A 6,721-nucleotide genomic window follows, 5' to 3' on the forward strand; every position below is an offset into this window, starting at 1 on the left:
AGGTCATGGGCGGCGTGGATGCCGCGCTTACGCAGGGCGTGCACGGTCTCAAAGACCCAGGCTTCGGCGTCGGCCCCAAGTGCAGCAAAAAACACACGGGGGCGTTCCGCATCGGGATAGGCGTAGTCGTGGGCATCGAGTGCAAGGAAGAGCCGCTCCATGCCTGCGGCAAACCCACAGGCAGGCAGCGGGCCGTCGTGGCCGAGCTCGGCTGCGAGGCCGTCGTAGCGTCCGCCGCCGGCCAGTGCGCTCTGCGCGCCGAGCGCGTCGTGCTCCAGCTCAAAGGCCGTGTGCGAGTAGTAGTCGAGCCCGCGCACCAGCATGGGATCCTCCTCAAAGTCGACGCCCAGGTCGCTCAGGTGCTGCTTTACAGCATCGTAGTGCGACAGCGCGTCCGCATCCACAAAGTCGCGAAGCGTAGGAGCATCCTGTAGCAGGATCTGCTCGTGCTCGGCTTTCGTGTCGAGGATACGTAGGGGGTTGCTCTGCAGTCGGCGCTGGCTCGTCTCTGACAGCTCGCTTTTGTACGGCGTGAGATATTCGACGAGCGCCTCGCGAAAAGCCGCCCGGTGTTCAGGGGCACCAAGGGTGTTCAGGCGGAGGCGCATGCCTTGCAGTCCAAACGCTTCGTAAGCAGCCATCATGACGGCGATGGTCTCGGCATCGGCACGCGGCTCGTCGGCCCCGATGATCTCAGCCCCGAACTGGTGAAACTGCCGGTAGCGCCCCTTCTGCGGCTGCTCGGCGCGAAAGCAGGGACCGATGTAGAAGAGCTTTTGCACGCCTCCACGCTGCTCCAGGTGGTGTTCAAGAAAGGCACGAGTAACAGGAGCGGTGATCTCGGGACGCAGCACGTAGTTGGTGCCGCTGCGCTCGAAGGCAAACATCTCCTTGCTGACAATGTCGGTGTGCTCGCCAACCCCTCGTGCTACAAGCTCGGTAGGTTCGAGCATGGGCGTGCGGATCTCCTCCAGGTTGTGGCGCTGCATCACCGCACGCAGCGTATCTTCTACATGACACCACTCATGCGCAGCCGCCACGCGTGTGCCGCCGATAGTGTAGGCATCGGGGAGAATGTCGAAAGTGCCTTTAATGTGCTGAAACGTGCTCACGTGCAAATGGGGGTTGATGGAGAAACAGGTGAAGCGAGAAATAGGCGTTGAGGAGGCAGGGGCGCATGCACCCTTCAGAACATGCATCCTTCAGAAAAGGGCGTGCCGCGAAGAAGTTCGTCTTTCGGGCCGTCACCGGGTCAGTTATCGGGTGGGGGCAGGCGGCCAGACAGGCAGCCAGGCCAGACTATCGGGGGCGGCGGACTACCGGATACACCCGGCCATAGAGCAGCTACAGAGCAGAGCTGCCGGAGCCGGAGCAGCTGCGAAACAGTTAGCGGCGCAGTGCCGCTTCCGCATCCTGCAACGTGTTCATAACGGCTTCCGGGGTTGACGCTGCAGTGAGCGCCTTTCGAATGGATCCGCGATTGACGAGGCGCGAAATTCGTCCTAACACTTTTATGTGCAAGGAAGCATCGTTTTCGGGGCCTACGAGCAGCAGTATAAGCTCGACCGGTTGGTCGTCGATGGCATCGAAGGGCACCGGGGGAGTGGCCGTTGCAAATGCAGCGACTGTTTCAGACACGGCGCTTGTCTTTGCGTGGGGAAGTCCTAACCCTTTTCCAACCCCCGTAGACATCGTATTTTCGCGCTTAAAAATGGCGTTTCGCACCTCAGAAAGCTCATCGATTGACGGGTGGCCGTCAAGTGAGTCAATCAGTGCATTGATAGCCTCTTTCTTCGTAGAAACGTTCATCCCGATCTGTATTCGATCGGCATGGAGCAGTTGATTGATATCGGGAATAGACACAGGGAAGAAGCAAGCGCATCGGTGAGAGGAACACGGGAATGACACAACGAACTCGTATGCATCTCGCTGTGCGCGGTTCAAACAGAGCGTGCAGACGCGCGTGTTCGCCGGAGCGACAGGCGGCCTGTAATCCTGCAGGCTATGTGGTCTGGAAGGCGGCCAGACGCGGAGCCACGGGCTTCAGGTGATCGGGGTGTACAGACTTGATCAGCGCCCGAGCCAGGATCTCGGCCGGGTCGATGAGCGGAACCATGTCCATGTCGGCGGCAAGCGGAGCCAGGGGGAGCTCGGTACAGCCCAGTACAACGGCATCGGCGCCCTTGCTGATAAGGTGGGCGATGGCATCGAGTAGGTTCTGCTTGGCCTGAGGCGTAGCCGGGTGGCTCTGTGCTTTCAGTCCAAAGGTAGTATCGAAAATCGTAGTGTTGACGCGTTCTCGCATGGGCGGATCAGGCGTCACAACGTTGAAGCCGGCGGCCTCAAGGGGCGCGCGGTGAAGCTGAAGATCGTACACGGCCTGGGTGGAAAGCGTGCCGACAGTGTCGATATGCGGCATGGTCGCTTGCATGAACTGCACGGTCTCCTCAATCATATGCAAGAGGCGCACATCGTGTCCGGTGCCGCGCACCTCGTCGACGAGCGTGTCGAAGATGGCCGGTGCGTGAGCCGTGTTGCAGGGCATCCCTGCAACTACAGCGCCAGCGGCATCCAGCGCACGGAGTATGTCGGCCAGGGCGTAGGCCGGGTTGGTGTCTGTTTCATCAAAGAGAAACGTGCTCCGGTCAACAATGCGCTCTGGATACGAGAGCAACGCAACCGGCAAGTGGTCGTGGTCTGACGAGGCGTTGGTTTGCTCGATGATCTTATCTACCAGGTCGACGCCAGCATGAGGACCCATGCCCCCAATAACGCCGATAACTTTCTTGGGAGACACGGACATGTTGGATGCAGACATACAGCACGAAACCAGTACGAAAAAACGTGAACGCGATATCTTACGACCCCTTATCCCGAATGTGCCGCGGGGCTTATTCATGCCGCACAGCGCCTACATCGTCATAGAGCAGGGCCGTGTGCAGACTCTAAGCGCGGTTGCACGGGGCATATGCTGCACGGGGATACATTAAAAAGCGCGACAACAGATATCCTGCTGTCGCGCTCATTTGTCGTGCCCATTTCGAGTATAGCGTAGCTGCAGCATGTCTGAACATGCCTGAAAGTACATGTGCGATGCTGTGCTATCCGGTATTATGGGCGCGGTGCTAAGAGAGTCGGTGCTACGAGGATGCGCTCAGGCGCTCCAGTTCGCCAATATTAACGCCGCGCAGCGCTTCTTCGATGCGCTCGGGCGAGGTGTTGCGCCCAGACACCTTGACGATAAACCGCTGCTGGACGAGCACAGTTTTCTCGCCCTGTCCGCGATTGGCATCGAACTTCTCATGCATACGATGCCCGTTATGCGTGCCCGTGCGTTCAAATCCGCTGGTTGATTCGCGGTCAATCTCCATCATCATCATGCCAAGCCCCAGCATGTTCAGTCCAGGAGCTCCTCCAACGTCGGTGATCTCAATAGAGATACGCTCACGGTCGCTTCCCTGGAAGTCGGCTTTGGCATTAACGAGGGTGAAGTTGCCCATTTGGTTGCGCTCGCCGCCGCGGTCGGTTTCTTCAAGGCCTGACACCTGGGCAGGAATCAGGTCGCGAAGTACCCGAAAGTCGACAGGCTCAACGGGTTCGCGGTCGCCGTTTGTCTGCATCTCCTGCATGGAACGCGTCAGTTCTTCGGCGCCGGCCTGCATTTCTTGAGCAGACTGTGCAAGCTGTGAGAGAGAATTGCGGGTCTCCTCATCGCAACCAACAAGTACGGTGAAGAGGGCGGCGGTAAGAAGCCAAATGGCAGCTATGCGGAATATATACATGATAAAGTATCGGGTACGGTAGGGGACAAAATGCTGGATGGTGGGCCTGCCTATGCAGGGTAACTATGTGGGGTAACTATGCCGGGTAACTGCCCGTGTCTGGCAAACTACTTCCTGCCATCCTCTGTGCGGGCGCCGCGTTATGCTTGCATTCTGAACATGCCAAAACCTGTTCAGAAGAAATACCATGACGGGCGGTGTTACGTAAGGCGTAAAAATAAAGCTTAAGGGGACAAGAAATAATGCTCGGATGCAAAAAGCGGCCGCTCACTCCTTTGTTTGAGTAAATGTGCGGACAACTGAAGCCGAGAGGGGGCAGGTGGGGCACGGCTGAAGGCATTTGCTCCAGAAAACACGTTCCTGATAACTGAAGTGTGCGCGCATGCTAAAGTGAGTAGGTGTATGTGAAGATAGATGGAGTGTGGAGAGCGTGTAGGAAGAGCGTGTAGGGAGGGCGTGCTGCGGTTGTACTGTATGCGCGTACGTCTCGAACCTGCGTTGATATTGTAAATCCTTTTCGAAAGCCCTGTGAGAAGTGTTCAGATATGAACCATGCGATGGATTTTGGGTTGCTAATGTGCAGAGCACGTAGTACCGTGTCGCATGTACGTGTAACACAACACGTATTTAAGCGCAGTTCTATTGCCCGGTCGTCTAATGGCAGGACAGCGGCCTTTGGAGCCGTTAGTGGGGGTTCGAATCCTCCCCGGGCAACTCTCCTTCTGCTACGCTTCTACTCTCGACATCCTGTGCGCCAAGCGGTGTACGGGATGTTTGCATGTCAGGTGTGCTGCCCGCAGCGCTGGCGCAGCTACATCTACTCACGTGTTTTTATGGCCGATTCCATACCCATGACCACCGCACCCCAGGAAAACCCCGTTGCCATATACGGCGGCCGCTCTAATCCAGCCCTCGCGCGTAGCATTGCTGAAAGCTATGGCACCTCGCTTGGCGAACTTACGATTCAGGAGTTTGCCGACGGCGAGATCTACGTTCGATACGAGTCCTCCATACGAGGCGCTGACCTTTTTATTATCCAGAGCACCTGCCCAAGTGCAGAAAACTGGATCGAGCTCCTCATGCTTATCGATGCGGCACAGCGCGCCTCGGCCGCTCGCGTAACGGCGGTCATCCCGTACTTCGGATATGCCCGTCAAGATCGCAAAGACCAGCCGCGTGTCTCGATTGCGTCAAAGCTGATGGCGAACCTGCTTACGACAGCAGGCATCGACCGCATTCTTACGATGGAGCTACACGCGCCCCAGATCCAGGGCTTCTTCGACGTACCCGTAGACCACCTGTACGGGTCGGGCGTTCTGATCGACTATCTTGAAGGGCTCAACATGGAGAACTTCGTACTTGTGGCGCCTGATGTTGGCGCGCTGAAGATGGTTCGGGCCTATGCCAAGAAGCTCGGAGCAAGCATCGCGCTGATCGACAAGCGGCGCCCGCGTCCGAACGAGGCACGCGTCATGAACATCATTGGCGATGTTGAAGACAAGAACGTGATTCTCATTGACGATATTGTGGATACCGCTGGTACGCTTACCCGTGCAGCGGAAGCGCTACGCGAAGCCGGCGCACTCGACATCATGGCCGCTTGTACCCATGGGCTGCTCTCTGGACCTGCATATGACCGCATCGAAGATTCGCCGATCGAGCGGCTCATCATTACCGATACCATTCCGCTGGAGCGCTCGTCGGACTCGGTTGAGGTCGTGAGTGTAGCGCCACTTTTTGCGAAGGCAATTCGTCATATCTACACTGACCGGTCGGTATCGACCCTGTTTAAGAGCTGATGCATGGTTTTTTGGCTGTTACGGGGGCTTTATAGTCACACTTCACTGCTTTTAACAGCCCTTTGTTGGAAACAGCGGAACCGGTAGCCCCCACCGCTGCTTTCCATTCCTCTGCACACACCGCATGCACGTTCGCCCAAGGGCGCTCGTATGTGATGCGGTGCGCGCCCCGCCTGATTGTACGACATTATACGGTATACGGTACTTCAACCCATGGATGCCCCAACCCTCAACGCTGCGCCTCGCGAAACTGGAAAAAAAGCTACGCGAGCTGTGCGCGACAGCAATAACGTGCCTTGCATTCTGTATGGACGCGACACCGACCCGGTGCCGTTTCAAGTCAGTGTGCACGAGCTGAATCGCCTCATCTATTCACGCCAAACCAGTGTCGTCGACGTGTCGATGGACGAGGACAGCTGGTCGTGCGTGCTCAAAGATTACACGCTGCACCCTATCTCGGACGTTCCTGAGCATGCCGACTTTCAAGTGCTTCGCGAAGGGCGGCGCGTTACGCTCACTGTTCCAGTGCGTTACGAAGGCATTCCAGAAGGCCAGAAAGAAGGAGGAGACACGCAGATCCTGGTTCGCGAAATCACGATCTCGTGCCTGCCTAAAAACATTCCTTCGGAGATCAAGGTCGACATCTCAGAGCTTGAAATTGGTGATGCCATTCACCTGTACGATCTTGACCAAGAGGCCTATCGGTACAAGATGGCCCAGGGACAGACGCTCGTTACTGTTGTAGCTCCGCACCTCGAAGCCGTTGCAACGACGGACGAGGAAGAAGAACTCGAAGACGAGGAGCTTCCAGAAGGCGAAGAGGCCGAAGGTGCTGCCGAAGAGGAAGGCGAAGAAGCCGAAGAGGCTCCCGCAGCATAACGACTCCTACATTTCATTACACACCGTACCGCCCGCACTGCACATGCAGTGGGGGCGGTATGCGTTTAGGAAGCATCTGAAAATGGATCGCGCGTTGTGCGCCTGCATGAATACCTTGCGCACGACCCTGCTCGCGCTCTTAAGTAAGTCGCCGAAAATACGTTTACACCTTGTCATCGCGAGGAGGGAGCCTGCGACCGACGCGGCGCTGGGCGAAGCCCGAGTACTCCTGGGGTGCGATCTCAGGCGTTACTTGCAGGG

At 57.4% G+C, this 6,721-nt stretch carries 6 protein-coding genes and 1 tRNA gene; 3 read left to right on the forward strand and 4 right to left on the reverse strand.

The features are described from left to right. From hisS to PPP56_RS08615, 4 genes are all read right to left on the reverse strand, one after another. Positions 1 to 1,112, reverse strand: a 1,112-nt coding sequence (gene hisS, locus PPP56_RS08600; protein ID WP_353563633.1) for a histidine--tRNA ligase, incomplete at its 3' end; no start/stop codon positions are given. Between the two features lie 274 nt (positions 1,113 to 1,386). Then, positions 1,387 to 1,863, reverse strand: coding sequence for a PTS sugar transporter subunit IIA (locus tag PPP56_RS08605; protein ID WP_353563634.1), 477 nt, complete (start codon positions 1,861 to 1,863; stop codon positions 1,387 to 1,389). A 139-nt stretch (positions 1,864 to 2,002) separates the two neighbouring features. Then, positions 2,003 to 2,818, reverse strand: a complete 816-nt coding sequence (locus PPP56_RS08610) for an aspartate/glutamate racemase family protein (RefSeq protein WP_353563635.1) — start codon at positions 2,816 to 2,818, stop codon at positions 2,003 to 2,005. A 322-nt stretch (positions 2,819 to 3,140) separates the two neighbouring features. Beyond that, complete coding sequence (locus tag PPP56_RS08615) at positions 3,141 to 3,782, reverse strand: hypothetical protein (protein ID WP_353563636.1); 642 nt, start codon at positions 3,780 to 3,782, stop codon at positions 3,141 to 3,143. Positions 3,783 to 4,425: 643 nt separating this feature from the next. Here PPP56_RS08615 and PPP56_RS08620 point away from each other — a divergent pair. The 3 genes from PPP56_RS08620 (at position 4,426) to PPP56_RS08630 (ending at position 6,460) form a co-directional block, all read left to right on the forward strand. After that, positions 4,426 to 4,496, forward strand: a tRNA-Gln gene (locus PPP56_RS08620). Between the two features lie 119 nt (positions 4,497 to 4,615). Beyond that, a complete protein-coding gene (locus PPP56_RS08625; protein WP_353563637.1) occupies positions 4,616 to 5,581 on the forward strand; it encodes a ribose-phosphate diphosphokinase in 966 nt (321 codons plus the stop codon). Positions 5,582 to 5,794: 213 nt separating this feature from the next. Further along, entirely contained in the window at positions 5,795 to 6,460 is a 666-nt protein-coding gene (locus tag PPP56_RS08630) for a 50S ribosomal protein L25 (protein ID WP_353563638.1), read from the forward strand. Positions 6,461 to 6,721: the final 261 nt, after the last annotated feature.

The sequence above is a fragment of the Longimonas sp. genome, assembly GCF_040409695.1.
GTDB lineage: Bacteria > Bacteroidota > Rhodothermia > Rhodothermales > Salinibacteraceae > Longimonas.

Excerpts from the sequence above, each read along its gene's own strand:
- PPP56_RS08610 (WP_353563635.1), bottom strand. The coding sequence starts at position 2,818 with ATGTCTGCATCCAACATGTCCGTGTCTCCCAAGAAAGTTATCGGCGTT.
- PPP56_RS08615 (WP_353563636.1), bottom strand. The coding sequence starts at position 3,782 with ATGTATATATTCCGCATAGCTGCCATTTGGCTTCTTACCGCCGCCCTC.
- PPP56_RS08625 (WP_353563637.1), top strand. The coding sequence starts at position 4,616 with ATGGCCGATTCCATACCCATGACCACCGCACCCCAGGAAAACCCCGTT.
- PPP56_RS08630 (WP_353563638.1), top strand. The coding sequence starts at position 5,795 with ATGGATGCCCCAACCCTCAACGCTGCGCCTCGCGAAACTGGAAAAAAA.